The 21,714-nt window shown below is 70.6% G+C and carries 19 protein-coding genes; all 19 read right to left on the reverse strand.

Annotation, left to right across the window (positions count from 1 at the left end; translation table 11 throughout):
- Positions 1 to 32: 32 nt before the first annotated feature.
- Complete coding sequence (locus B9O00_RS24620; RefSeq protein ID WP_085125390.1) at positions 33 to 1,553, reverse strand: hypothetical protein; 1,521 nt, start codon at positions 1,551 to 1,553, stop codon at positions 33 to 35.
- Positions 1,553 to 2,350, reverse strand: a complete 798-nt coding sequence (locus B9O00_RS24625; protein ID WP_085125391.1) for a MinD/ParA family protein — start codon at positions 2,348 to 2,350, stop codon at positions 1,553 to 1,555. The genes B9O00_RS24620 and B9O00_RS24625 overlap by 1 nt, the downstream gene beginning before the upstream one ends.
- Entirely contained in the window at positions 2,347 to 3,327 is a 981-nt protein-coding gene (locus tag B9O00_RS24630; protein ID WP_085125392.1) for a flagellar biosynthesis protein FlhF, read from the reverse strand. Before B9O00_RS24630 ends, B9O00_RS24625 begins: the two co-directional genes overlap by 4 nt.
- Before the next feature lie 31 nt (positions 3,328 to 3,358).
- Positions 3,359 to 5,509 (reverse strand): flagellar biosynthesis protein FlhA, encoded by a 2,151-nt coding sequence (flhA, locus tag B9O00_RS24635; RefSeq protein ID WP_085125393.1) that lies wholly within the window; start codon positions 5,507 to 5,509, stop codon positions 3,359 to 3,361.
- A gap of 66 nt (positions 5,510 to 5,575) precedes the next feature.
- Entirely contained in the window at positions 5,576 to 6,997 is a 1,422-nt protein-coding gene (gene flbD, locus B9O00_RS24640; protein WP_085125394.1) for a sigma-54-dependent transcriptional regulator FlbD, read from the reverse strand.
- 40 nt (positions 6,998 to 7,037) lie between these two features.
- The gene (locus B9O00_RS24645; protein WP_085125395.1) at positions 7,038 to 7,880 is read right to left on the reverse strand and encodes a motility protein A; all 843 of its coding nucleotides are present in this window, start codon (positions 7,878 to 7,880) and stop codon (positions 7,038 to 7,040) included.
- Between the two features lie 35 nt (positions 7,881 to 7,915).
- Positions 7,916 to 8,221 carry a flagellar motor switch protein FliN gene (gene fliN / locus B9O00_RS24650; RefSeq protein WP_437123432.1) on the reverse strand — a complete coding sequence of 102 codons (306 nt, stop codon included), beginning with the start codon at positions 8,219 to 8,221 and terminating at the stop codon, positions 7,916 to 7,918.
- 52 nt (positions 8,222 to 8,273) lie between these two features.
- Positions 8,274 to 8,969, reverse strand: a complete 696-nt coding sequence (locus B9O00_RS24655; RefSeq protein ID WP_085125397.1) for a FliH/SctL family protein — start codon at positions 8,967 to 8,969, stop codon at positions 8,274 to 8,276.
- Between the two features lie 16 nt (positions 8,970 to 8,985).
- Positions 8,986 to 10,014 carry a flagellar motor switch protein FliG gene (gene fliG / locus B9O00_RS24660; RefSeq protein ID WP_218822933.1) on the reverse strand — a complete coding sequence of 343 codons (1,029 nt, stop codon included), beginning with the start codon at positions 10,012 to 10,014 and terminating at the stop codon, positions 8,986 to 8,988.
- Positions 10,015 to 10,070: 56 nt separating this feature from the next.
- Complete coding sequence (fliF, locus tag B9O00_RS24665; protein ID WP_085125399.1) at positions 10,071 to 11,822, reverse strand: flagellar basal-body MS-ring/collar protein FliF; 1,752 nt, start codon at positions 11,820 to 11,822, stop codon at positions 10,071 to 10,073.
- A 194-nt stretch (positions 11,823 to 12,016) separates the two neighbouring features.
- Complete coding sequence (gene sciP / locus B9O00_RS24670) at positions 12,017 to 12,358, reverse strand: CtrA inhibitor SciP (RefSeq protein WP_085125400.1); 342 nt, start codon at positions 12,356 to 12,358, stop codon at positions 12,017 to 12,019.
- Positions 12,359 to 12,640: 282 nt separating this feature from the next.
- Positions 12,641 to 13,903 carry a flagellar hook protein FlgE gene (flgE, locus tag B9O00_RS24675; protein ID WP_085125401.1) on the reverse strand — a complete coding sequence of 421 codons (1,263 nt, stop codon included), beginning with the start codon at positions 13,901 to 13,903 and terminating at the stop codon, positions 12,641 to 12,643.
- A gap of 65 nt (positions 13,904 to 13,968) precedes the next feature.
- Entirely contained in the window at positions 13,969 to 14,646 is a 678-nt protein-coding gene (locus B9O00_RS24680; RefSeq protein WP_085125402.1) for a flagellar hook assembly protein FlgD, read from the reverse strand.
- Between the two features lie 10 nt (positions 14,647 to 14,656).
- Positions 14,657 to 16,150, reverse strand: a complete 1,494-nt coding sequence (locus tag B9O00_RS24685; RefSeq protein WP_085125403.1) for a flagellar hook-length control protein FliK — start codon at positions 16,148 to 16,150, stop codon at positions 14,657 to 14,659.
- 94 nt (positions 16,151 to 16,244) lie between these two features.
- The gene (gene fliS, locus B9O00_RS24690) at positions 16,245 to 16,643 is read right to left on the reverse strand and encodes a flagellar export chaperone FliS (RefSeq protein WP_085125404.1); all 399 of its coding nucleotides are present in this window, start codon (positions 16,641 to 16,643) and stop codon (positions 16,245 to 16,247) included.
- 75 nt (positions 16,644 to 16,718) lie between these two features.
- A complete protein-coding gene (locus B9O00_RS24695) occupies positions 16,719 to 17,879 on the reverse strand; it encodes a flagellin N-terminal helical domain-containing protein (protein ID WP_085125405.1) in 1,161 nt (386 codons plus the stop codon).
- A 433-nt stretch (positions 17,880 to 18,312) separates the two neighbouring features.
- Positions 18,313 to 18,789 carry a flagellar export chaperone FliS gene (gene fliS, locus B9O00_RS24700; protein ID WP_085125406.1) on the reverse strand — a complete coding sequence of 159 codons (477 nt, stop codon included), beginning with the start codon at positions 18,787 to 18,789 and terminating at the stop codon, positions 18,313 to 18,315.
- Between the two features lie 47 nt (positions 18,790 to 18,836).
- The gene (gene fliD, locus B9O00_RS24705; protein WP_085125407.1) at positions 18,837 to 21,269 is read right to left on the reverse strand and encodes a flagellar filament capping protein FliD; all 2,433 of its coding nucleotides are present in this window, start codon (positions 21,267 to 21,269) and stop codon (positions 18,837 to 18,839) included.
- A 4-nt stretch (positions 21,270 to 21,273) separates the two neighbouring features.
- Positions 21,274 to 21,624: a flagellar protein FlaG gene (locus tag B9O00_RS24710; protein ID WP_085125408.1), complete on the reverse strand. Its 351-nt coding sequence runs from the start codon at positions 21,622 to 21,624 to the stop codon at positions 21,274 to 21,276.
- Positions 21,625 to 21,714 lie beyond the last annotated feature (90 nt).

Consider the following 21,714-nt stretch of genomic DNA (forward strand, 5'->3'; position numbering starts at 1 on the left):
GTTCCGGCGGGCGCCGGTCCGGCCGGTGCGGCTCACACGCTCAGACCGGCCTCGCGGCTGGCCGGCTGGGGCACCGGCAGCGGGTGCCAGGCCTCGCCCTCCTGGAAGCGGAAGCTGCCGCTGAGGCCGCCGGCCTCGCTGGCGGCCAGGAAGAGCCCGGTCAGCTCGCCCTGGAGGGCCGGGCCGAGCGGCCGGCGGCTGCGCAGCACCAGGTCGAAGCGGGCCGGGCGCAGCAGGCCCTCGAGCTGCAGGGCGCCGAGGCGGCTGAGCGAGAGGTCGCAGAGGAAGTGGGCCGGCGGCGGCGTGCCGTCCTCGCCCGGCCGGCCGCGCTTCTTGAGGAAGAAGCGCAAGGCCTCGGGCGGGCCCTGGCCGAGCAGCGGCAGCAGCACCAGGCGCCAGTCGCCGGGCGGATCGCGGGCCAGCCAGCGCAGCTCCTCGTCGGCCTCGTGCAGGCGCTCGGGCGTCGGGCCGTGCTGGGCGGCCGCCAGCGCCGCGGTCGCCGGCTGGCCGATCCAGGCGAGCAGGCCGGGGCCTTCGGCGGCCTGGACGAAGCGCAGCAGCGACAGGGCGAGGCGCGGGCCGACCCTGGGCGGGAAGCCGGGGGGCAGCAGCGCGGCCAGCGGCAGGGTCTCGGGAGCGGCGAAGGCCTGGGCGAAGGCGGTCAGGCTCGGCCAGACCCGGGCCAGCGGCGCCGGTGCGCCGCCGCCCTTCGCGGCGGCGGCGGCAGGCTGTGCCGTGCCGTCGACGACCGCGCCGAAGGCAAGGGGATGCAGCGTCGCCGGCTGCTCGGCACCGGTCCCGGGTTCGGCGAAGAGGGTGACGACCGGCCCGCCGCCGCTGCCGGTCGCGAACTGCAGCAGCACCGGCAGGCCGTGCGGCAGGTGCGTCGGCGTGTCGACGGCGATGCATCCGAAGCTGCCGGCGACCAGCAGCCGGTCCTCGCCGTCGCGGCCGCCGACGAGGCCGGACAGCAGCGTGCTGCCGGCGGCCGGGGGCGCGGGCGGCTGGGGCCCGGCCGGCGCCCGGCCGGCCTGCTGGTCGCGCGACGGGACCGCCGGCTGTGCCGGCGCCTCGGCCCGTTCCTGCCGCGGCACGGCCGGCGCCGGCACCGGGATGCTGCCGGGCAGGCGGTCCTGGGGCCAGGGCTGCGGCGGCGCAGCCGCTGCGGCGCGGCCGGCGGCCTGCGTGGTCTGGGCGGCCTGGGTTGCATGAGAGGCCGGACCGGCCGGCGGGCGGCCGCCGTCCAGGACGGTGCGCGGCACGATGGTCACGAAGAGGCCGGAGACGTGCGGCCGGAAGTTCAGCGCCACCGCCATGCCGGCGGGAAAGCGCGCGGCGGTCGCGATCGCCAGCATCGTGGCGCCCTGGCCGAAGTCGCCGCGGACCAGCAGCTGGCCCTGGGCGTTGCGGCCGACGACCGTGCCCGGCACCGCCTCGCCGCCGGCCTGCAGCAGGGCCGCCGGCGGGTTGACGACGCGCCCGGCGTTGCCCGAGGCGCCGCCGCCGCCCGGCGCACCGGCGGTCAGTCGCGGCGGCGCCCCGATGTCGCCCATCAGCCGGTCCGGGTCAGCCCGGCGGCGAGCGCCTCGACGTCGCTCGCGGCGGCGGTGTTGGGATGGCGCAGCAGCAGCGGGGTCTGGGCGCGGATCGCCTCCTTGACCTTGGGGTCGCGGCGGATCACGCCGGCCAGCGGCGGCGAGACCTTGAGGAAGGTCTCGCAGGCCTTGCGCAGGATGTTGAAGGTGCGCTCGCCCTCGCCGCGGCTGCCGGCCAGGTTGACCACGACCCGCACGTCGGCGGCGCGGTTGTTGAGCACCGCCAGCTTGATGAAGGCATAGGCGTCGGTCAGCGCGGTCGGCTCGTCGTTGGTCACGACCAGGCAGGTGCCGGCGAGGCCGGCGATCTGGCGCACCGTGCGCTCGATGCCGGCGCCGAGGTCGAGCAGCACGCGGTCGTAGGACGGGGCGATCCTGAGCAGCTGCGAGGCGAGGCCGCGCAGGCGCTCGCTCGGGACCGCGGCCAGGCTGCCGGTGCCCGATCGGCCGGCGACGATCTGGAAGCCGCCCTCGGGGTAGTCGACCGCCGCGTCGGCCAGGCTGTAGGCCCCCGACAGCACGCCGGAGATGTCGCGCTCGGCGGTCAGGCCGAGCTGGACGTCGACGTTGGCAAGGCCGAGGTCGCCATCGAACAGCAGCACGCGCCGGCCGCTGCGGGCCAGGGCATGGCTCAGCGTGATCGACAGCCAGGTCTTGCCGACGCCGCCCTTGCCGGAGGCGACGGCCAGCAGCTGCGGGGCGCTGGGCAGCTGGCTCGGCGGACGGGCCAGTTCGGCGAGGCTCGCCTGGGTCATGGGCGGGTTCCCGTGGCAAGGAGGGCGCCTTCGTTGCCTTCCGGCATCAACAGCCGAGCGAGGGCGACCGGGTTGAGATTGGCGAGACCGCTGCCAATCGAGGGACCGAGGCCGGCGCCGACCAGCGGCAGTCCGGCGGCATGGGCGGCGGCGAGCAGCCCGCCGAGCCGGTGGGCGGCGTCGAGCCGGGTGGCGATCAGGCCGCGCGCGCCGAGCTCCTGGAAGGCGATCGCGACCTCCGCCGATTCGAAGGCGTCGCCGCCGGCCGGCAGCACCAGCAGCGGCTCGGCGCGCGCGACCCGGGCGGCCAGGCGCAGCGGCTGGCAGTCGGCGGCGTCGTAGGGATTGGCCCCGACCGTGTCGATGACGATCAGGTGGTCGCTCGGGCAGTCGCCGAGCACGGCGGCGAGTCGCTCGGCGTCGGTGGCGAACTTCAGCGGCACGCCGAGCGCCTGGGCGAAGGCCTGGGCCTGCTCGCGCGCGCCGGCGCTGACCGTGTCCATGGTGATCAGCGTCGCCGGCTTGTTGGCGAGCCGTGCCCGGGCGCAGAGCTTGGCCGCGGTCGCGGTCTTGCCGGCGCCCGAGGGGCCGAGCAGCAGCACCGGCGGACGCAGCGCGCCGGCGGCCGGCGGCAGCGGCGGCGGGGCGAAGTGCAGCACCGCGTCGAGCGCGCCGGCCAGCATCATCTGCGGGCCCTGGGCGGTCAGGTTGGCGGCCGCGGTCAGCAGCTTGTCGACCAGGCCCGGCGGGATGCGGTGGTAGTCGAAGACCTCGGTCAGCTCCTCGACCGCGGCCAGGGTCGCGGCCTCGTCCTCGACGAGACTCTGGTCGGGGCCGTCGTCCAGGCCGGCGGTGACGCGCACGCCGCGGTCGCCGAGATCCTGGGTCGAGAGGATCACGGCGTCGTCGCCGAGCTGCCGGCGCACCAGCTGCATCGCCTCAGGCAGGCTGGCGGCGGTGAAGGACCTCAGCCGCATGACGGCTCACCGGGCGAGCGGGCGGGGACCATCAGATCTGCCCCACCGTGCGGATCCGCGCCTTCGGATGGATCTCGTTCTGCGACAGCACCGGCGTCGTCGGCCGGAAGCGCTCGACGATCGAGCGCACGTAGGGCCGGATGCGCGGGCTGGTCAGCAGGGCCGGCGCGACGCCCATCATGGCCTGGCGCTCGAAGACCTGGCGGATCTGGGTGATGAACTCCTGCAGCTTCGAGGGCGCCATCGAGACCTGGCGGTCCTCGCCCTCGCCGACCAGCGAGTCGGCGAAGGTCTGCTCCCAGGTCGGCGACAGGGTGATCAGCGGGATCACGCCCTCGTGGTCGCCGACCGCGTTCGAGATCTGGCGGGCGAGGCGCGCGCGCACGTGCTCGGTGATGGCGGTCAGGTTGCGGGTGTAGCCGCAGGCCTCGGAGATGCCCTCGAGGATCGTCGGCAGGTCGCGGATCGAGATGCGCTCGGCGAGCAGGTTCTGCAGGACGCGCTGGACGCCGCCGACGGCGATCTGGTTGGGGATCATGTCGCCGATCAGCTTCTGCTGCTCGCTGTCCAGGTCGTCGAGCAGCTTCTGGGTCTCGGCGTAGGACAGCAGCTCGGCGGTGTTCTCCTTGACCGCCTCGGTCAGGTGCGTGGTGATCACGGTCTGGGGATCGACCACGGTGTAGCCGCGGAACAGGGCCTCCTCCTTGGCGCCGGGATCGACCCAGAGCGCGGGCAGGCCGAAGGTCGGCTCGGTGGTCTCCTCGCCCGGCAGGGTCATCGGCTCGCCGCGCGGGTCCATGACCAGCAGCATGTTCGGGCGCAGCTCGCCCTCGCCGGCGGCGATCTCCTTGATCCGGATGACGTAGGCGTTCGGCGCCAGCTGCAGGTTGTCCTGGATGCGCACGCTGGGCAGCACGAAACCCATCTCCTGGGCCAGCTGGCGGCGCAGCGACTTGATCTGGTCGGTCAGGCGCGGGCCGGTCTGCTCGCCGAGCAGCGCCAGCAGGCCGTAGCCGAGCTCCAGGCGGATGTAGTCGATCTGCAGGTGCGCCGAGATCGGCTCCTCGGCGACCGGTGCCGCGGCGGCGGCCTCGGCCTCGGCATCCACGGCGCTGGCGGCATCGGCGGTGCGGCGCTTGTCGAGGTACCAGGCGGCGGTGCCCGAGATCACCGACAGCAGCACGAAGGGCAGGAAGGGGATGCCTGGCAGCAGCGCCAGGGCGAGCATCAGGAAGGACGACAGGCCGAGCGCCTTGGGATAGGCGCCGAGCTGGCCGAACAGCGCCTTGTCGGTCGAGCCGGTGGTCGCCGCCTTGGAGACCAGCAGGCCGGCGCCGGTCGAGACGACCAGGGCCGGGATCTGCGAGACCAGGCCGTCGCCGACGGTCAGCACGGTGTAGGAGTGGGCGGCGTCGGCGAAGGCCATGCCCTGCTGGGCGACGCCGATGATCATGCCGCCGACGACGTTGATGCCGGTGATCAGCAGGCCGGCCACGGCGTCGCCGCGCACGAACTTCGCGGCACCGTCCATGGCGCCGTAGAAGTTGCTCTCCTCCTCCAGCTCGCGGCGGCGCAGGCGCGCCTGGTCCTCGTTGATCAGGCCGGACGAGAGGTCGGCGTCGATCGCCATCTGCTTGCCGGGCATGGCGTCCAGGCTGAAGCGCGCCGAGACCTCGGCGATGCGCCCCGAGCCCTTGGTGATGACGATGAAGTTCACGATCACCAGGATCGCGAAGACGATGATGCCGATGACGAAGTTGCCGGCCATCACGAAGTTGCCGAAGGCCTCGATGACGTGGCCGGCGGCGGAGGTGCCTTCGTGCCCCTTGGACAGGATCAGGCGGGTCGATGCTAGGTTCAGCGACAGCCGCAGCATGGTCGCGATCAGCAGCACCGTCGGGAAGGACGAGAAGTCGAGCGCGCGCTGGATGAACAGCACGGTCATCAGCACCAGCACCGACAGCGTCATCGAGATGGCCAGGCTGATGTCGAGCAGCCAGCTCGGCATCGGCAGGATCAGGACGACGAGGATCGTGACGACGCCGAGCGCCAGCGCGACGTCGCCGTTGCGCAGGGTCTTGCCGAGCTTCTGGGCGAAGGCGGTGCCCCCGGCCAGGGAGCCGCCGCCAAACGGCAGCCCGACCTGGGTGGAGGACTCGCTGCCGCCTGCCTGATCCGACATTCCTTGGATTCGCTTTCTGGGAAGGCTGTGCTGCTAGGGGTGACTCGCGGTCTCCGGACGCGCGGATCAGGCCATCGAGCGCTCGGCCTCGCCCGGCATCGGAACCGGCACGCCCTCGTCGGCGTACTGGCGCAGCTTGTTGCGCAGCGTGCGGATCGAGATGCCCAGGATGTTGGCGGCGTGGGTGCGGTTGCCGAGGCAGTGGCTGAGCGTGTCGATGATCAGGTCGCGCTCGACCTCCGCCACCGTCCGGCCGACCAGGCGCCGGGTCGTCTCGGACGGCTCCGAACCGCCGAAGGCGACGAACTCGTCGTCGACCGGCGCCGCCGAGGCGGTCGGCCGGGCGGCCGGGGCGCTCGGCGCCGGGGCCGCGCGCTCCGGCGTCAGGCGCACGCCGCTCAGCAGGATCGAGTCGGGCACGATGCGGCCGTCCTGGGCCAGCAGCACGGCACGGTGCATGGTGTTCTCCAGCTCGCGGACGTTGCCGCGCCACTGGTGCTGGCGCAGAATCGCCTTGGCTTCCGGGGTCAGCGAGGGCTTCGGCACGCCGTTGGCGTCGGCATACTTCTGCACGAAGTGCTCGGACAGGATCTCGACGTCGCGCGGCCGCTCGCGCAGCGGCGGCAGCTCCAGGTTGACGACGTTGAGGCGGAAGTAGAGGTCCTCGCGGAAGTCGCCCTCGCGCACGGCCTGCTCGAGGTCGCGGTTCGAGGTCGCGAGCAGCCGGATGTCGACCTTGACCGGCTGGGTGCCGCCGACCCGGTCGATCTCGCGCTCCTGGATCGCGCGCAGCAGCTTGGCCTGCAGGCGCGGGTGCATCTCGGTGACCTCGTCGAGCAGCAGGGTGCCGCCGTTGGCCTCCTCGAACTTGCCGACGCGCCGCGCCAGCGCGCCGGTGAAGGCGCCCTTCTCGTGGCCGAACAGCTCGCTCTCCAGCAGGTTCTCGGGGATCGCCGCGCAGTTGACCGAGACGAAGGTCTTGGAAGCGCGCTTCGACTTCGAGTGGATGTAGCGGGCCATGACCTCCTTGCCGGTGCCGGACTCGCCGGTGATCAGCACCGAGGCGTCGGAGCCGGCGATCTGGTCGGCCAGGCGGATCGAGCGCTCCATCGCCGGGTCGGCGAAGATGAAGGCGTTGGTCTCCTCGGTGACCGCGGCCAGCACGGCGGCGATCAGCTCGGGATCCGGCGGCAGCGGCACGTATTCCTTGGCGCCGGCGCGGATCGCGGCCTCGGCGCGCGCCGGATCGGCCTTGACGCCGCAGGCGACGACCGGCACCGAGATGCGCTCGCGCTTCAGGGCCTCGATCAGGCGGCCGACGTCGAGCATGACGTCGACCATCAGCAGGTCGGCGCCCTGGCCCGAGCGCAGCGCGTTGAGCGCGCCGGTCAGATCGTCGACGTGGGCGACCTTGGCGCCGCGCTCCAGCGCGATCTTGCCGGCGGTGGTGATGTGTCCGTCCAGCGATCCGACGATCAGCAGGCGCATCGATCCAACTCCATTTCCCTAACGAAAGCTCGTCGTTTAGTTAGTCGAAGTAGCGGACCCGGTCGGCCGGGGCCAACACGGTGTTCAGCAGGGTCTCGAGGCGGCGCGGGTTCTCCTGGCGGCCGATCGAGGCGGCGCCGAGCGAGATCAGCTGCTTGACCTGGGCCTCCAGGCCCGAGTTGCGGTCCAGCTTGTTGGCCAGCGGCAGGAAGACCATGTTGGCCAGGATCGCGCCGTAGAAGGTCGTCAGCAGCGCGACCGCCATGGCCGGGCCGATCGCCGAGGGGTCCTGCAGGTTGCCGAGCATCTGGACCAGGCCGACCAGCGTGCCGATCAGGCCCATCGCCGGCGCCACCTCGGCGGCGCGCCGCAGGATCCCCGCGGAGCGCTGGTGGCGCTGCATCGTCGCCTCGACCTCGCGGCCGAGCACGCGCTCGATCTCGTCGCCCGGGGTGCCGTCGACGACCAGCTGGACCGCCTTGTAGAGGAAGCGGTCGTTGCGCAGCTGCTCGACGATGGTCTGCAGGTCCAGCGCGCCGCGCTGCCGCGCGCGGTCGGCCAGCGCGATCATGTTGAGCGCGGTCTGCGACGGGTTTTCGCGGTGGTACGCCAGCGCGCGCAGCACGATCCGCACGGCCCGCGCCATCTCGCCCATGGAATAGGACACCGCGGTCACCATCACGGTGCCGCCGATCACGATCAGCACCGACGGCAGGTCGAAGAAGGCGCCCGGCCTGCCACCGAGCACGACGGCGGCACCGACCAGCACGAAGGCGCCGACGACGCCGCCGAGCGTCGCGAAGTCGAGCCGCGCGGTCGGACGCACCGGCGCGATCGGGCGCCGGTTCGTCGTAGCCGGTCGTTGGCTGGCGATGTCGGCCATGGGCGTCCTGCTTCCTGCTGACTGGTCCGGACCGCTCAGCTGCGATCCATCTTGATGATCTCGGTCATGGTCACGCCGAGACGGTCCTCGACCACCACGACCTCGCCGCGCGCGACCAGCCGGTTGTTGACGTAGATGTCGATCGCCTCGCCGACCTTGCGGTCGAGCTCGACGACGGCGCCGCGGCCGAGCTTGAGCAGCTGGCTGACCTGCATGGTCGCCTTGCCGAGCACGGCCGAGACCTGGACCGGGATGTCGTAGACCGCCTCCAGCTCCTTCGAGCTGCTCGGCGGCGGCGTGCGGTCGTCCTCGATGACCTCCTCGGGCAGCTGGTTGTCCATCTCCTCGAGGTCGGTCAGGTCGAGATTGTCGGTTCCGGGCATGCTTGCCTCCTCACTCAACGGGTTGCGCCGGCGGCGCGGCCGGCTCCACGGTCTCCGCGCTGGCGGCGACCGCATGGGACAGGATCTCCTCGATCTCGGCCCAGAGGCGACGGCCGTTCCGTTCGCCGCCGCCGTCGGCCCACTCGATGCGGGCGTCGCCGGGGCCGAGGTCGTCGTCGGCCAGCAGGACCACGCGGCCCTCGTAGGCCGCTTCGAGCTTCAGGCCGTCCATGCGTCCGCGCAGCTCGTCGAGCAGGGCGTCGGGAGCACGGACGACGACGCGGGGCTCCTCGTGCAGCCGCTCCAGGCAGCTGCGCACCAGGGCCTCGATCTCGCCCAGGCCGTGGCGCTCGCTGAGCGCGGGGAACAGCTTGCCCAGCACGGTCATGGCGCTCTCCAGCACCTCGACCAGGGCCGCGTCGCGGCGGCCGTCGAGCTGCTGCAGGGACTGCCTCATGCGCTCGGCGAACAGCGCCATCGCCTGGGCGCCGGCCGCCTCGGCGGTGCCGCGGGCCTCGTCCAGCGCCTCCTCGCGGCCAAGCTGGTAGCCTTCCAGCCGGGCCGCCTCGCGCGCCGCCTGCAGCTCCTCCTCGGAGAAGCTCGGCGGCGGCGGCGCGGCCGGTTCCGGCTCGGCGCGACGCTTCTCGGCCCGGTGAACCTCCGGGTCGAAGCTGGTGTCGAAGAGGAACTTGCGGACGTTGCCCATGGCGCTGCGAGGCCGGTCAGTAGACCAGCTCGTCGTCCCCCTTGCTGTCGACGATGACGATCTCGCCCTTGGCGGCGAGGTCCTTGGCGGCCTGGACGATGGCGAGCTGCGCCTCGTCGACGTCGCGCAGGCGGACCGGGCCCATCGAGGCCATGTCCTCCTTCATGATCTTGGCGGCGCGCTCGGACATGTTGGAGAAGAAGGTCTCGCGCAGGCCTTCCGAGGCGCCCTTGAGGGCGATGCCCAGCTTGTCCTTCTCGATCGAGCGCAGCAGCGTCTGGATGCCGCCCGAGTCGAGCTTGCTGAGGTCCTCGAAGGTGAACATCAGGGCACGGATGCGCTCGGCCGACTCGCGGTTGCGCTCCTCGAGCGCGGTCAGGAAGCGGCTCTCCATGTTGCGGTCGAGACAGTTGAAGATCTCGGCCATCATCTCGTGGCTGTCGCGCCGGTTGGTGCGCGCCAGGTTGCTCATGAACTCGTTGCGGAGCGTGCGCTCGACGTCGTCGAGCACCTCCTTCTGCACCGCCTCCATGCGCAGCATGCGCATGACCACTTCCAGGGCGAAGGGCTCCGGCAGCATCGCGAGCACGCGCGAGGCGTGCTCGGCCTTGATCTTCGAGAGCACCACCGCGACGGTCTGCGGGTACTCGTTCTTCAGGTAGTTGGCGAGGACCGTCTCGTTGACGTTGCCGAGCTTGTCCCACATCGTGCGGCCGGCCGGGCCGCGGATGTCCTCCATGATGGACTCGACCTTGTCCTTGTCGAGCACCTTGAGCAGCAGGCGCTCGGTCGAGTCGAAGTTGCCGACCAGCGAGCCGGTCGAGGAGATACCCTCGGCGAACTCGACGAACAGCCGCTCGACGATCGACGACGAGACGGTGCCGAGGTTCGCCATCGTCTGCGACAGCTCCTTGATCTCCTCGTCGTCCATCAGGGTGAAGATGCGCGCGGCGTTCTCCTCGCCGACCGACATCAGCAGCACGGCGGCCTTCTCGGGGCCGGAGAGGGAGCGGTAATCCTCGCGCAGGCGCATGGCAGGAGGCATGGGGGTGTTCGTCCTGGTGTTGGCGAATGGGGCTCGGGCGTTACGGAGCGATCGGATCAGGTCTCTTGGTAGAGCCAGTTGCGCACGATGCTGACCGCCTCTTCCGGATGCTTCTCGACGATCTCGCTGATCTTGCGGATCGACGAGGCGCGGACGCGGCCTTCGACCTTGCTGATGTCGATCATCTGCTCGATGTCGTGCTCGCCGAGGCGGCCGAACTCGTCGGGCAGGCCGCCGCCGGTCTGGGTGGCGATCGCCGTCGAGCCGCGCCGTCCGCTGTCCGGCCCGCTCAGCAGGCCGGGCTGCCCGGACGGCCCGGTCAGGGCCGGCCGGCCGGCGCCGCCGGGACCGGCGATCGCGCCGCCCTGGGCCTCGCCGGCCAGCAGGCCGCCCATGTCGCCGGCGACGACCATCTGACGCTCCATCATGCGGCCGACCAGCGGGCGGATGACCAGCAGCAGGACCAGCACGGCGACGATGCCGAGCACCAGCATCTCCGCCATCCGCATGATCTGGCGCTGGTCGAAGCCGAGCAGGACGCCGTCCGGCGCCGGGGTGCCGACCGCGTCGCTGGTCGAGGCGAACTGCAGGTTGGCGATCTCCAGCGTGTCGCCGCGCGCCGTGTCGATGCCCGCGGCGTTCTTCGCCAGGGCGGCCAGCTTCTTGAGCTCGTCGGCGCTGCGCGGCTGGTAGACCATCTTGCCGGAGGCGTCGGGCGCGTAGGTGCCGTTGACCAGCACCGCGACGGTCAGCCGGCGGACGACGCCACTCTCGCGCACGTGGGTCTTCACCGTGCGGCTGATCTCGTAGTTGACCGTCTCCTCGGTGCGGTTCGTCGTCGAGGCGGTGCCGCTCGAGCCGAGCTGCGGCAGGTTGGCGTCGGGCAGGTTGCTGTTGACCGTGACCGCCTGCTCGCCGCCCTGGTTGTCCTTGGAGTTCTCCTCGACCGTCTGGGTCGAGCGCACGACCTGGCCGTCCGGGTCGTAGATCTCGGAGTTCTCGGTGACCCGGTCGAAGTCGAGCTCGGCCGAGACCTCGGCGCGCACGTTGCCGACGCCGACCGAGCGCTCGAGCAGCTGCTCGATCTGGGTCGCGAGGCGGCCTTCCATGTTGGCACGCATCTCCTGGGCGTTGCCGGCCGAGAAGGCGTTGTCGCCGAAGCGGTTGCGGGCCAGCAGGTTGCCCTGGTCGTCGATGACCGCGACCTCGTCGGGCTGCATCTCGGGAACCGCGGCGGCGACCAGCTGCTGGATCGCGGCGACCTGCTCGGACGACAGGCGGCGCGCGCCCTGCATGGTCAGCACGATCGAGGCCGAGGGCTTGTTGCGCTCGCGGCTGAACAGCTCGCGCTGCGGCAGCACCAGGTGCACACGCGCCTGGTGTACGCCCTCGATCGAGCGGATGGTGCGCGCCAGCTCGCCCTCGAGCGCGCGCACGTGGTTGATGTTCTGCAGGAAGCTGGAGCTGCCCAGGCCCTCGGACTGGTCGAAGATCTCGTAGCCGATCGAGCCGCCGCTCGGCAGGCCCTTGCCGGCCATCTGCATGCGCACCCGCGCCACGTCCTCGGACGGCACCAGGATCCGCGTGCCGCCGCCAGCCAGCTGGTACTGCACGCCTTCGGCCTCGAGCTCGGTGACGATCTTCGAGCCCTCGGCGGGATCCAGGTCGCCATAGAGCAGCTGCATGTCCGGCGAGGTCATGCGGCCGGTGAAGTAGATGAAGAAGGCGAGGATCGCGGCCGCGACGCCGACCATCAGGCCGATGCGGAGCGGACCGAGACCGCGCAGGGTATCGAAGAAGCTGTTCACTGCCGGAGCGCCCACCGCTTCAGGGTTGTCGCGTCGCGCGGCACAACCGGCCCGCGCAGCGATACCCTAGGGCGCTTGGGGTAAAGGCGAGGTTAACCGGCGGAAAAAATTGCCTAGTAGCCCGGCAATTTTTTCCGGGCCTCGCGGCTTCCGGAAGGGCGGTGGTCCGGCCGGGGCGGCGCGGGCCGCGCGGGCTACTCCGCGGCGGCCGCGCTGGAGCCGGCGGCCGGCCGGCGCCGGTAGTCCTGCAGGCGCGTCGTGCGCAGGCCGCGCAGGCCGTGCGACTCGATCAGGCGCTGCCAGGAGACGAACTCCTCGACCGACAGGGTATAGCGCCGGCAGGCCTCCTCGAGGGAGATCAGGCCCGAGCGCACGCCGGCGACCACCTCGGCCTTGCGCCGGATCACCCAGCGCTTGGTGTCGGGCGGCGGCAGGTCGTCCAGCGACAGAGGCATGCCGTCGGGGCCGATCACGTGGGACGGCCGCTCCCGGTCGGTCTCCGCCAGGGCGTTCCTACCTGGAGTCTGCGAACTCATCTGGCACTCCGCTACATGCAGTATCCATCTATCCACAGGCTACGAGGCGGGGGCTTAAAATTCTCTAAAATCAATGGTTAAGGGAGAAATTGCATAAAATGCCCGCAGGCCTTGCAGGGCGCGCCTCCGGCGACGGCCGAAGGCCCGCCGCGGGGACGACGGGCCGGAATGCCGGAGAGGCGAGGAAAAGCTCGACCCGGCCGCTACCCTCCTGGCGGTCGGCCGGGTCGGCGGGACCCCGGGTTTCACCCCGGAATCGGGCCGGACGAAGCAGCGATCGGATCAGCGGCCGATCCGGATCAGCTCGTCCAGCATCTGGTCGGCCGTGGTGATGACCTTGGCGCTCGCCGAGTAGGCGCGCTGGGTCACGATCATGTTGGTGAACTCCTCGGCCAGGTCGACGTTCGAGGCCTCCAGGGCGCCCGGCGCGATCTTGCCGGCGCCGCCCGAGTTGGCGCCGGTCAGGGTCACGTCGCCCGAGTTGCTGGTCTGGATGTAGGCGTTGCCGTCGCGCGCGCCGAGCCCGTCGGGGTTGGAGAACTGCGCGACCGGGATCTTGTAGATGTCCTTGGTCTCGCCGTTGTCGAACAGCGCCGTGACGATGCCGTCCTCGCTGATCGTGACGCCGGAGTACTCGCCGAAGCGCACGCCGTTCTGCTCGATCTTGCCCAGCGAGAACTGGCCGGAGAACTGCGTGATGCCGCCGATCTCGCCGACCGTGCCGATGTCCATCGCGATCGTCGAGTTGGTGGCGCCGCCGGTCGTCCAGGTGATGCCGATGTTGGGCGCGGTGATCGCCGTCGGCACGCCGTTGCCGTCGAAGGTGATCGAGCCGGTGCCGCCCGAGGTCACGGTGCCGCTGGTCGTCGTCGTGCCGGCCAGCACCGGGTCGTTGACCGCATAGGTCCAGCTGTTGGAAGCGGCCTTGGTGAAGGTCAGGGTCATGTCGTGGGCGTTGCCCAGCGAGTCGTAGACCTGCACCGAGATGTCCTGGGTGTCGCCGACCGCTGCCGTCGAGGGCAGGTTGGCGCCGATCTGCGCCGTCGTCGTCGCGCTCGCCGTGCCCGACAGGTTGGCGATGTTGACGGTCTTCAGCGAAGACAGCACCGAGGTGTTGCCGATCGGATTGCCGTTGCTGTCGAGCTGCCAGCCCTGCAGGTAGTAGCCGGCGGTGTTCTTCAGGTTGCCGCTGGCGTCGCGGGTGAACGAGCCGGCGCGGGTGAAGAGGTAGTCGTCGCCGAGGCCCGGGGTCGCGCTCTCGTTGACCACGAAGAAGCCGTTGCCGGAAATCGCGATGTCGGTGCCCGAGGCGGAGGACTGCAGCAGGCCCTGCTTCTCGAGCTGCTGGGCCGGCTTCGCCCGCACGCCGCCCGGCGTGTAGACGTCCTTGTTGATCGACTGGGTGACCAGCGTCGCGAACTGCGCCTGGGTCGACTTGTAGCCGACGGTGTTCACGTTCGAGATGTTGTCGGAGATCATCCCGAGTGCGCGGCTCTGGGCGTTCAGGCCCGAGACACCGGAGAACATCGCGCCGTAGATGGACATGGTTCGCTTCTCCTGTTGGCGCGGCTCGGCCGCGCCCGTTTGCGAAGGGGCCTGCGGGCTGTGCGCTACGCGCTGGCCGGTTCGTGGATCGACTTGACCTGGTCGAGCGGGACGGCGGTGTCGCCGATCATCAGCTGCAGGATGCCGTCGATGGTCTGGACGCCGGTGACCGTGCCCGAGGTGTAGGTCGTCGCGTCGACCGTCTTGCCGTCGGCGTCGGCCGCCCGGACCTGGATGGTGTAGCTGCCGTCGGGCAGGGTGTTGCCGTTGTCGTCGGTGCCGTCCCAGACCAGGTCGTGGCGGCCGGCCTCGGTCGGGCCCGCGACCTTGCGGACGGTCTTGCCGCTGCTGTCGGTCAGCAGGATCTCGACCTTGTCGGCGGCCTTCGCCAGCTCGTAGCTGACCGGCGCGCTGCCGTTCGACAGGCCGACCTTGGTGCCTTCGCCCTCGATGCTCTTGCCGAGGAAGCCGACCGCCTGGGCGGCCTGGTTGGTGGTCTGGCCGGACAGCAGCTGGTCGAGCTTGTCGTTGGTCTTGATCTGCTGCTCGACGCCGCTGAAGCTGACCAGCTGGTCGGTGAACTTCGCGCTGTCCATCGGGTCGAGCGGGTCCTGGTTCTTCAGCTGCGTGGTCAGCAGCACCAGGAAGTTGTCGAAGGTGTCCGACAGGCTCTTGCCGCCGGCGATCGTGCTGTTCTGCGAGCTGCTGCTCGTCTGCGACTGGGTCGTGCTGCTGACGTCCATGATCGTCTCCTCAGACCCGGATGTTCACGGCGCCGTCGTGCCGCGCATCGGCGCGCACCGGCTTCAGTTGCACCTCGCCGCCATCGGTCGGCGCGTCGTTGCGGCCCTGGGGCGTGCTCGGCATCTGCTGGGCGAAGCCCTGGCCCGAGCGCTGCTGCTGGCCGCCGCCCCGCAGGTCGAAGCTGATCGAGTTGCCGTCGGTCTGCAGGCCGGCGTTCTGCAGCGCCCGCTCGAGGCCGCGGCTGTCCCGCTGCAGGAGGTCCATGGTGTCCTTGCGCTCGGCGTGCAGCACCGCGCGGACCGGTCCGTCGCCGCCGAGGTCGAGCTTGATGTCGACCCGCCCGAGCTCGGCCGGATGGAGCTGGATGGTCAGGCGGTCCTTGCCGAGCGAGAGCGCCTTGTGCATCTGCACGGCGACCTGGTCGGCGAGCGGCGCCTGGGCGGGCGGCGTCGGGGTGGCGGGGGCCGTGGCGGCCGCCGTCTGGGGAGCCTGGACGCGGGCCGCGTCGGCGCCGGCGGGCAGCAGGATGTCGCTGCCGCTGGCGGGCTGCAGCACCTGCGTCTTGCCGCCCGGGCCCTGATCCTGGCTGTTGGCGGCGGCCCCGTCGACGAGGCCGGCGAAGGCCTTGGCGGCGAGTCCGTCGGCACCCTTTGCTGCGGCCTGCGGCCCGGCCTTGTGCGCCTCGGCGGCCGCGGAGCCCTGGCTGCCGGCCTGGCCCGACGGGTCGGCCTGGCCCGAGCCGCTGGGCGAGGCGGCAAGGCTGGCGGCCAGCGCGGTGTTGCCCGAAAGCGCGGCGCGCGGCGGCTGGGATGCGGTATCGAGCCGGACCTGGGCGCGCGGCGAGCCGTCCTGGCCGGGCAGGCGGAAGCTGCCGGCGGCCGCGGCCGGCGCCGAAGCGGCGGCGGCCTGCTGCAGCGCCTGGCCGGCGGCTTGCTGGAGGGGCTGGCCCGGGGCCTGGCCGGTGGCCTGGCGGGCGGTTTCGAGGCCGGCGCCCGTCTGGATCGGTGCCGCCTGGGCCGCGCCCGCCTGCTGGCCGGCGAGCGGCTGCTGGGCCGGCGGCTGCGCGGCCTGCTGCGCGGCGCCCGCGGCCTGCGTCTGCGCCGGCTGGCCGGCCTGTCCGGCCGCCTCGCCTGCAGCCTGGGCGGCCTCCGCCGCGTCCGCCTTGCCGTCGTCCTTGTGCTTCGGCTTGGGCGTGGCACTGCCGGCGGCCTCGGCAGCGGCGGCGCCGCTGCGGTCGTCGTTCTGGGCGTCGCTCTTGGCGTCGTTCTTCTTCGAGTCCGCCTTGCGGTCGCCCGTCCGGTCGTGCCGGGTCGATGCGTCTGCAGCGGCGGTGTCGTCCCGCCCGTCGTCCTGGCGCGGCTGCTTCGCCGGCGCCGGCGTGTCCGTGCTCTTCCCGGCCATCGTGCCGAGCAGGGCGGCGAAGCCCTTGTCGCTCGAGGACTTGCCGGACTCGGCGCGGTCCTGGGGACGGGGAGTGGAGGCGGGGACGGCCTGGATGTCCATCGTGGATCGCTCGTCAGTTGGGACGCGTCGACCGTCCTGGCCGATCGCGTGGAAACTACCTGTCGGATCGCGTGCCCGGGCGGAACCCGGCGGCTCAGGCCGCCGGGCTCACCGGGCTGCCGGCCTCGATCTGGCGATCGAGCTCGTGCCAGGAGTCGCGCAGCGGCAGCAGCAGCCGGATGGCGTCCTCGGCGGTCTCGACGTCGTTGTAGACGTTGATGCGCTGCAGCCGCGGGATCAGGAAGCTGTAGAGCCGGCCGAGGTTGTCCGCGACCTCGCCGCCCTGCTCGTGGTCGAGGCAGAGGTAGAGGGTGGCGAGCAGCTCGCTGGCGCTGTTGACCGCGTTGCAGCGGGCCTCGATGTCCTTGCGGTGGATCGCCTGGATCGAGGCGCGCAGAGCGCCGATCGTCTCGTCGTAGAGCGTGACGACCAGCCGGCTCGGCGGCAGGGACAGCAGCTCCTCGCTGCGCAGGGGGGTGGCGTCCATGGCCATGACGGTTCTCCTTCGGGGACCTGGCGGGACGGCTCGCCGACCGGGTTGGCGGTCAGCCCTCCGTCCGGACGGTGGTTACTGGAAGAGCTTCATCAGGCTCTGCGGCAGCTGGTTGGCCTGTGCCAGCATCGACACGCCGGCCTGCACCAGGATCTGCTTCGAGGTGAAGTTCGACATCTCCGACGCGACGTCGAGGTCGAGCAGGGCCGAACGGGCCGACTCGGTGTTCTCGACGGTGGTCGCGATGTTGGCCGAGGCGAACTCGATGCGGTTCTGGCTGGCACCGAGCAGGGCCCGGTTCTGCGCCAGGGCGTCGATCGCCGTCGAGACCTGGCCGATCGCCGCGTCGGCGTTCGACTGGGTGTCGATCGTCGCGGTGTCGAGGCCGGAGGCCAGGTCGGCCGTCTTCGCCGAGGCCAGGTTGATCGTCACCGAGTCGGAGGCGTCGACGCCGGTGCCGACCTTGAACTCCAGGGACAGCGAGCTCGAGGTGCCGCCGCTGACCAGGAACTTGTTGTTCGCCGAGATGTCGGTGGTGTCGTCGAACTGCGAGTTCAGCTGGATCGTCAGGCCGGCGCCCTGGATCACCACGTCCCGGAAGTTGCCGGGGGTGGGAGCCGACAGGCCGGCCTCGGAGGTGTAGGAGATGCCGGTGACGTCGTTGGTGACCGTGAACTGGTCGGTCGTCGAGTTGTAGGCGACGGTGACCGAGTCGGTGGCCGAGAAGGCGCCGGTGTTGCTCGAGAAGGCGAACTGCTCGATGCCGTCGTTCTGGCCGATGTTCGCGCCCAGGGTGCCGGCGGAGAAGCTGTTCGAGCCGTTCAGCAGCTTGGTGCTGTTGAAGTCGGTGTCGTCGGCGATACGGTCGATTTCCGAGCGCAGCGCCGTGAACTCCTGGTTCAGCATGCCGCGCTCGGTGTCCGACAGCTGGCCCGAGCTGGCCTGGACGGACAGCGACTTCATGCGCACCAGGATGTCGCTGATGCGGCTCATCGCACCGTCGGCGATCTGCAGCATCGAGACGGCCTGGCCGGCGTTGACCTGGGCCTGCTGCAGGGCGCTGACCTCGGCCTTCAGGCGCGAGCCGATGGCCAGCGAGGCGGCGTCGTCCTTGGCGGACAGCACGCGGGTGCCGGCCGACAGCTTGGCGACGGAGTTCGACGCTTCCATGTCGGACATCGCCAGGTGGCGATGCGCGACGTTGGCCGCGAAGTTTGAAATGACGTTGAGAGGCATAGCCGGGGTCTCCTTGAGGTATCAGCCGAAAGAAGCGGACCATGGCGTCGGCGGAAGGCCGGGCTGCGGTCTGCGGTTCTTTCTCCTCTTCGCTTCTCTTCAGCTCTCGTCGCCGTCCTCGCGCTTACCTGGCACGGTCCGGCGACCCTCTTTCAGCAACCGCCGTGCCAGTTGCCGAAATCCTCCATAACTCATTGAAAATACAGCGATAAAAAATCACCCCCTGGCTTTCCGGAGCACTCTTTGGGGGGCTGTCGGCAGTTTGTGCCCGGTCGGGGTGGCGAGTCTTGCCGGGCGGAATCGGCCCGTCGACCGGGTCAAGTTTGCCGGGTGGCCGGACGGCCGGGACGGCGCGGCGGACGCGGCGCGCATGCAGAAAGGGCCCCGCTCGCGAGAGCGGGGCCCCGGGTCCGGTCGGGCGAAGGAAGGCGGATCAGGCGGAGACGTAGACCTGGCGAGTCGGCGCGCCGGCCGCCTGGTCCTGCTTGGCGGGAGCCGCGGCGCCGTAGACGCCGGCCGCCGGCGCCGGCCGGCCCGGCGTGCCCTGCTGGGCGAGCTCGTGCCAGGAACGGCGCAGCGGCTCGAGCAGCCGGATCACGTCCTGGGCGGCCTGGGCGTCGTTCTTGAAGTCGACCTCGGGCAGCTTGCGCAGCACGAAGGAGTAGAGCTCCTTCAGGTTGGCGGCGATCTCGCCGCCGCGCTCGACGTCCAGGGTCATGTAGAGATGGAAGACGATCTCGGTCGCGCGCTTGTTGGAGCGGCAGCGTGCCTCGATGTCGCCGCGCCCGATCGCCTCGGCGGCCTCCTTCAGCGAGCCGATCGCCCGGTCGAACAGCATGGCGACCAGCTTCGCCGGCGAGGCGGTCATGATCTGCTGTGTCTGGTAGGTCTTCGCGGCTGAGCTGTTCACGACGCTCTCCCTGGTCCTGGCGAGGCTCTGAGGCTAGAGGCCAAGGGTTAATTTTTCTTCGCCGACATCGCGTCCACGATCTGCGTCAGGCTGTCGCTCTGGCTGCTGAGCGTGGCCAGCAGCTGCTCCATCCGGGTGAAGCGGTCGAGCATCGTCTGGCGCTGATAGTCCAGCCGATTGGTCATGAAGTCGACGCGGTCCTGATAGCGCTGGTCCTGCTCGGTCAGGGTGTTGATCTCGGCGTCGACGATACCGGTGTTGGACGCCAGCATGTCGCCGAGCTTGTAGAACATCGAGGTGCCCAGGCCGACGGTGAAGTTGACCTGCACGCCGGAGAGATTGCTGTCGCCGGTGTAGATCATGCGCAGGCCTTGGGCGCCGGACTGGTCGGTGACCGTCACGATGCGTCCGGAGGTCGTGGCCGTGCCGTCGGCGCTGCCGTCGGCGTTGCCGTCGACGTTGGCGGTGCCGGCCATCGTGCTCTGGCTGGTCAGATTGAGCGCGGAGACCAGGTCGCCGGTGTCGCCCGAGATCGAGACCGGATCGCTGCCGCTCGCCGAGATGTCGATGTAGTAGGCGCCGGCGGTGCCGCCGATCGTCGCCGAGATGCCGGGAATGCCGGCCAGGTTGATGCGCCCGACGATGTCGTCGAGGCCGTCGACGCTGACGTCGTAGCTGATCGCGGTGCCGTTGAGGGTGAACTGGCCCGAGGTCGTCGCGCCGACGCTGTTGGTGCCGTCGTTCAGCAGCGCGGTCTGGTCGACGACCGTGCCCGAGCGCTCCTTCGACGAGCCGACCGAGCCGATGTTCAGGGTGTAGCCCGAGGCGCTGTAGGCCGCCTTGCCGTCGAAGCCGAGCAGCTGGACCCGCGGATCCGAGCTGGAGAAGTCGAAGGCGAACAGGCGTCGCACGTCGTCGGCATTGTTGAGCAGCGCCTCGTCGAGCTTGGACTCGTCGACGCTCAGGGTGTCGTTGTTGGTCGGATCGGTCAGGCTGTTGTTGTCGACGAAGTCGACGCCGATCTGGGCGAGCACCGAGAACTGCGCGTTGACGCCGGTCGCGCCGTTGCCGAGCAGGCTGGACATCGTCGTCTCGACGTTGGCCACCACCGGATCGCGGAACAGCGGGCCGGCGTTGGCCGCCTTCTCGTTGGTGTTCGGATCCGTCAGGTTCTGCTGGTTGATGAACTGCTTGAGCGCGTTGTACGCATCGACGAAGCCGGTGACCGCGGTCTTCACCTGGCTCAGGTCTGGCTCGACGGCGATGTTGATGTTGGTGCCGACCTCGGCCTGGTAGAGGCTCAGCGTGATGCCGGTGAACAGGTCGTTGATGGTGTTGCTGTCGCGCTCGATGATCAGGTCGGAGTGCGCGAGCGACAGGCCGCTGACCAGGTTGTTGCTGTCGTTCTTGACCGAGATCGAGGCACCGCCGTCACCGGAGATCTGCAGCTTCACCTGGCTGCCGTCGGTCACCACCTGGGCGGTGACGCCGGAGACGGCGCTGATCTTGCCGGCCAGCGTGGTCAGGGTGTCGGTCGAATCGTAGCTGACCGAGCCGAGCAGTGCGCCGCTGCCGTCGTAGAGGTCGAAGGTGTTGCCCGTGCCGGTCACGCCGTAGGTCGACAGCGGGTCGGAGGCGCTGGCGACCAGCGCCGACTCGTACTGCGAGGGGTCCTTCAGGCCGTCGGCCTTGAGCTGCGCCTTCTGCGCCGCCTGCAGCTCGTTCGTGAAGGTCGCGCCGCCGTCGTCGGAGATGCCGAGCGCGGACAGCACCGAGCCGGTCTCGTTGTTGATCGTGATGTTCTGGCCGGTCTTCGCTGCGGTCAGCACCAGCACGTACTGGTTGGTGCCGGCCGAGACGATGCTGGCCGAGACGCCGGTCGCATTGGTGCCGGTGTTGGCGTTGTTGATGCGGTCGCGCAGGTCGCCGAGCGTGTCGCTGCTGCTGACCGTGATCGTCGTGCCGTTGATGTCGAAGGAGCCGGCGATGCTGCCGGCCGCGCCGCCGACGGCGGTGCCGAGGTCGCTGGTCGTCGAGTTGAAGGTCGCCGAGCCCAGCTTCTCGGCCTTGGCGATCTGCAGCACCTGGACGTCGTGGCTGCTCGCCTCGGCGGCGTTGGTCGTGGTCACGCCGAGCAGGCTGGCGGCCGAGGTCGCCGTGCCGCCGTCGCTGCGGCTGCTCGTGGCGTAGGCCGACTTGGCGCTGAAGATGTTGTTGGCGTTGCCGAGCGAGATCTGGCCGTAGAGCGTCGAGAGCGACGTCTTCACGCCCTGCATCAGGCTGCTCAGCTGGTTGAGCGCGTCGATCTTGGTCTTGTTGTCGGTGATGTTGGCCGTGATCCGGTCGATCGGGACCTGCTTGGCCTGGATCGTGGCGTCGATGATCGCGTTGAAGTCGATGCCCGAGCTGACACCGGAGTAGCGCACCCGCCCGTTCGCGTCGGTAACCAGCGAGCCGTTGATCAGGCTGGTGGAGGACATGGCGCTACACCTTCATGTCGAATTTGCGGGCGAGCAGCTCACGCAGATCGCGGGCGCTGCGCAGGATGTTCTCGGCCGGAAACTGGTTGAGGACGTCGCCGGTGTCCGGGTCCAGCACGGTCACGACCGTGCGCTGGCTCGACTTGTCGTAGTTGAGCTCGACGCGCACCTGGGTGAAGGCGACCTCGTCGACGGCGGCGTCGCTGCCGAGCAGCTGGTCCATCGACTTGACGGCGAAGCCGTGGCCGACGGCCGCGCGCGCGGCTCCCTGCGCCGGCCCGGCGGCGGGCAGGTGGTAGGCGCCGCGCTGGGCGGCGGCCGTATGGCTCGGCGTCAGGATGGAAGTGGTATCCATCGCTCTGTCTCGCCTCTAATCCATCCCCGTCTCGTCTCGCGCATCGGCGCCCGATCGGCCGGTGGGCCGGGGCGCCGCATTGCCTGTCGA

The sequence above is a fragment of the Tistlia consotensis USBA 355 genome, from assembly GCF_900177295.1.
Taxonomy (GTDB): Bacteria; Pseudomonadota; Alphaproteobacteria; order Kiloniellales; family DSM-21159; genus Tistlia; species Tistlia consotensis.

Bases quoted from the DNA above. Each gene is read 5' to 3' on its own strand.
- fliG (WP_218822933.1), bottom strand. From the start codon at position 10,014: ATGCCTCCTGCCATGCGCCTGCGCGAGGATTACCGCTCCCTCTCCGGC.
- fliD (WP_085125407.1), bottom strand. From the start codon at position 21,269: ATGTCCTCCACCAGCCTGATCAACGGCTCGCTGGTTACCGACGCGAAC.
- flhA (WP_085125393.1), bottom strand. From the start codon at position 5,509: ATGTCGGATCAGGCAGGCGGCAGCGAGTCCTCCACCCAGGTCGGGCTG.
- B9O00_RS24695 (WP_085125405.1), bottom strand. From the start codon at position 17,879: ATGCCTCTCAACGTCATTTCAAACTTCGCGGCCAACGTCGCGCATCGC.
- B9O00_RS24680 (WP_085125402.1), bottom strand. From the start codon at position 14,646: ATGGACGTCAGCAGCACGACCCAGTCGCAGACGAGCAGCAGCTCGCAG.
- B9O00_RS24630 (WP_085125392.1), bottom strand. From the start codon at position 3,327: ATGCGGCTGAGGTCCTTCACCGCCGCCAGCCTGCCTGAGGCGATGCAG.
- B9O00_RS24625 (WP_085125391.1), bottom strand. From the start codon at position 2,350: ATGACCCAGGCGAGCCTCGCCGAACTGGCCCGTCCGCCGAGCCAGCTG.
- fliN (WP_437123432.1), bottom strand. From the start codon at position 8,221: ATGGACAACCAGCTGCCCGAGGAGGTCATCGAGGACGACCGCACGCCG.
- sciP (WP_085125400.1), bottom strand. From the start codon at position 12,358: ATGAGTTCGCAGACTCCAGGTAGGAACGCCCTGGCGGAGACCGACCGG.
- B9O00_RS24655 (WP_085125397.1), bottom strand. From the start codon at position 8,969: ATGGGCAACGTCCGCAAGTTCCTCTTCGACACCAGCTTCGACCCGGAG.
- flgE (WP_085125401.1), bottom strand. From the start codon at position 13,903: ATGTCCATCTACGGCGCGATGTTCTCCGGTGTCTCGGGCCTGAACGCC.
- fliS (WP_085125404.1), bottom strand. From the start codon at position 16,643: ATGGCCATGGACGCCACCCCCCTGCGCAGCGAGGAGCTGCTGTCCCTG.
- B9O00_RS24710 (WP_085125408.1), bottom strand. From the start codon at position 21,624: ATGGATACCACTTCCATCCTGACGCCGAGCCATACGGCCGCCGCCCAG.
- B9O00_RS24645 (WP_085125395.1), bottom strand. From the start codon at position 7,880: ATGGCCGACATCGCCAGCCAACGACCGGCTACGACGAACCGGCGCCCG.
- B9O00_RS24620 (WP_085125390.1), bottom strand. From the start codon at position 1,553: ATGGGCGACATCGGGGCGCCGCCGCGACTGACCGCCGGTGCGCCGGGC.
- flbD (WP_085125394.1), bottom strand. From the start codon at position 6,997: ATGCGCCTGCTGATCGTCGGATCGCTGGACGGACACATCACCACCGCC.
- B9O00_RS24685 (WP_085125403.1), bottom strand. From the start codon at position 16,150: ATGGACATCCAGGCCGTCCCCGCCTCCACTCCCCGTCCCCAGGACCGC.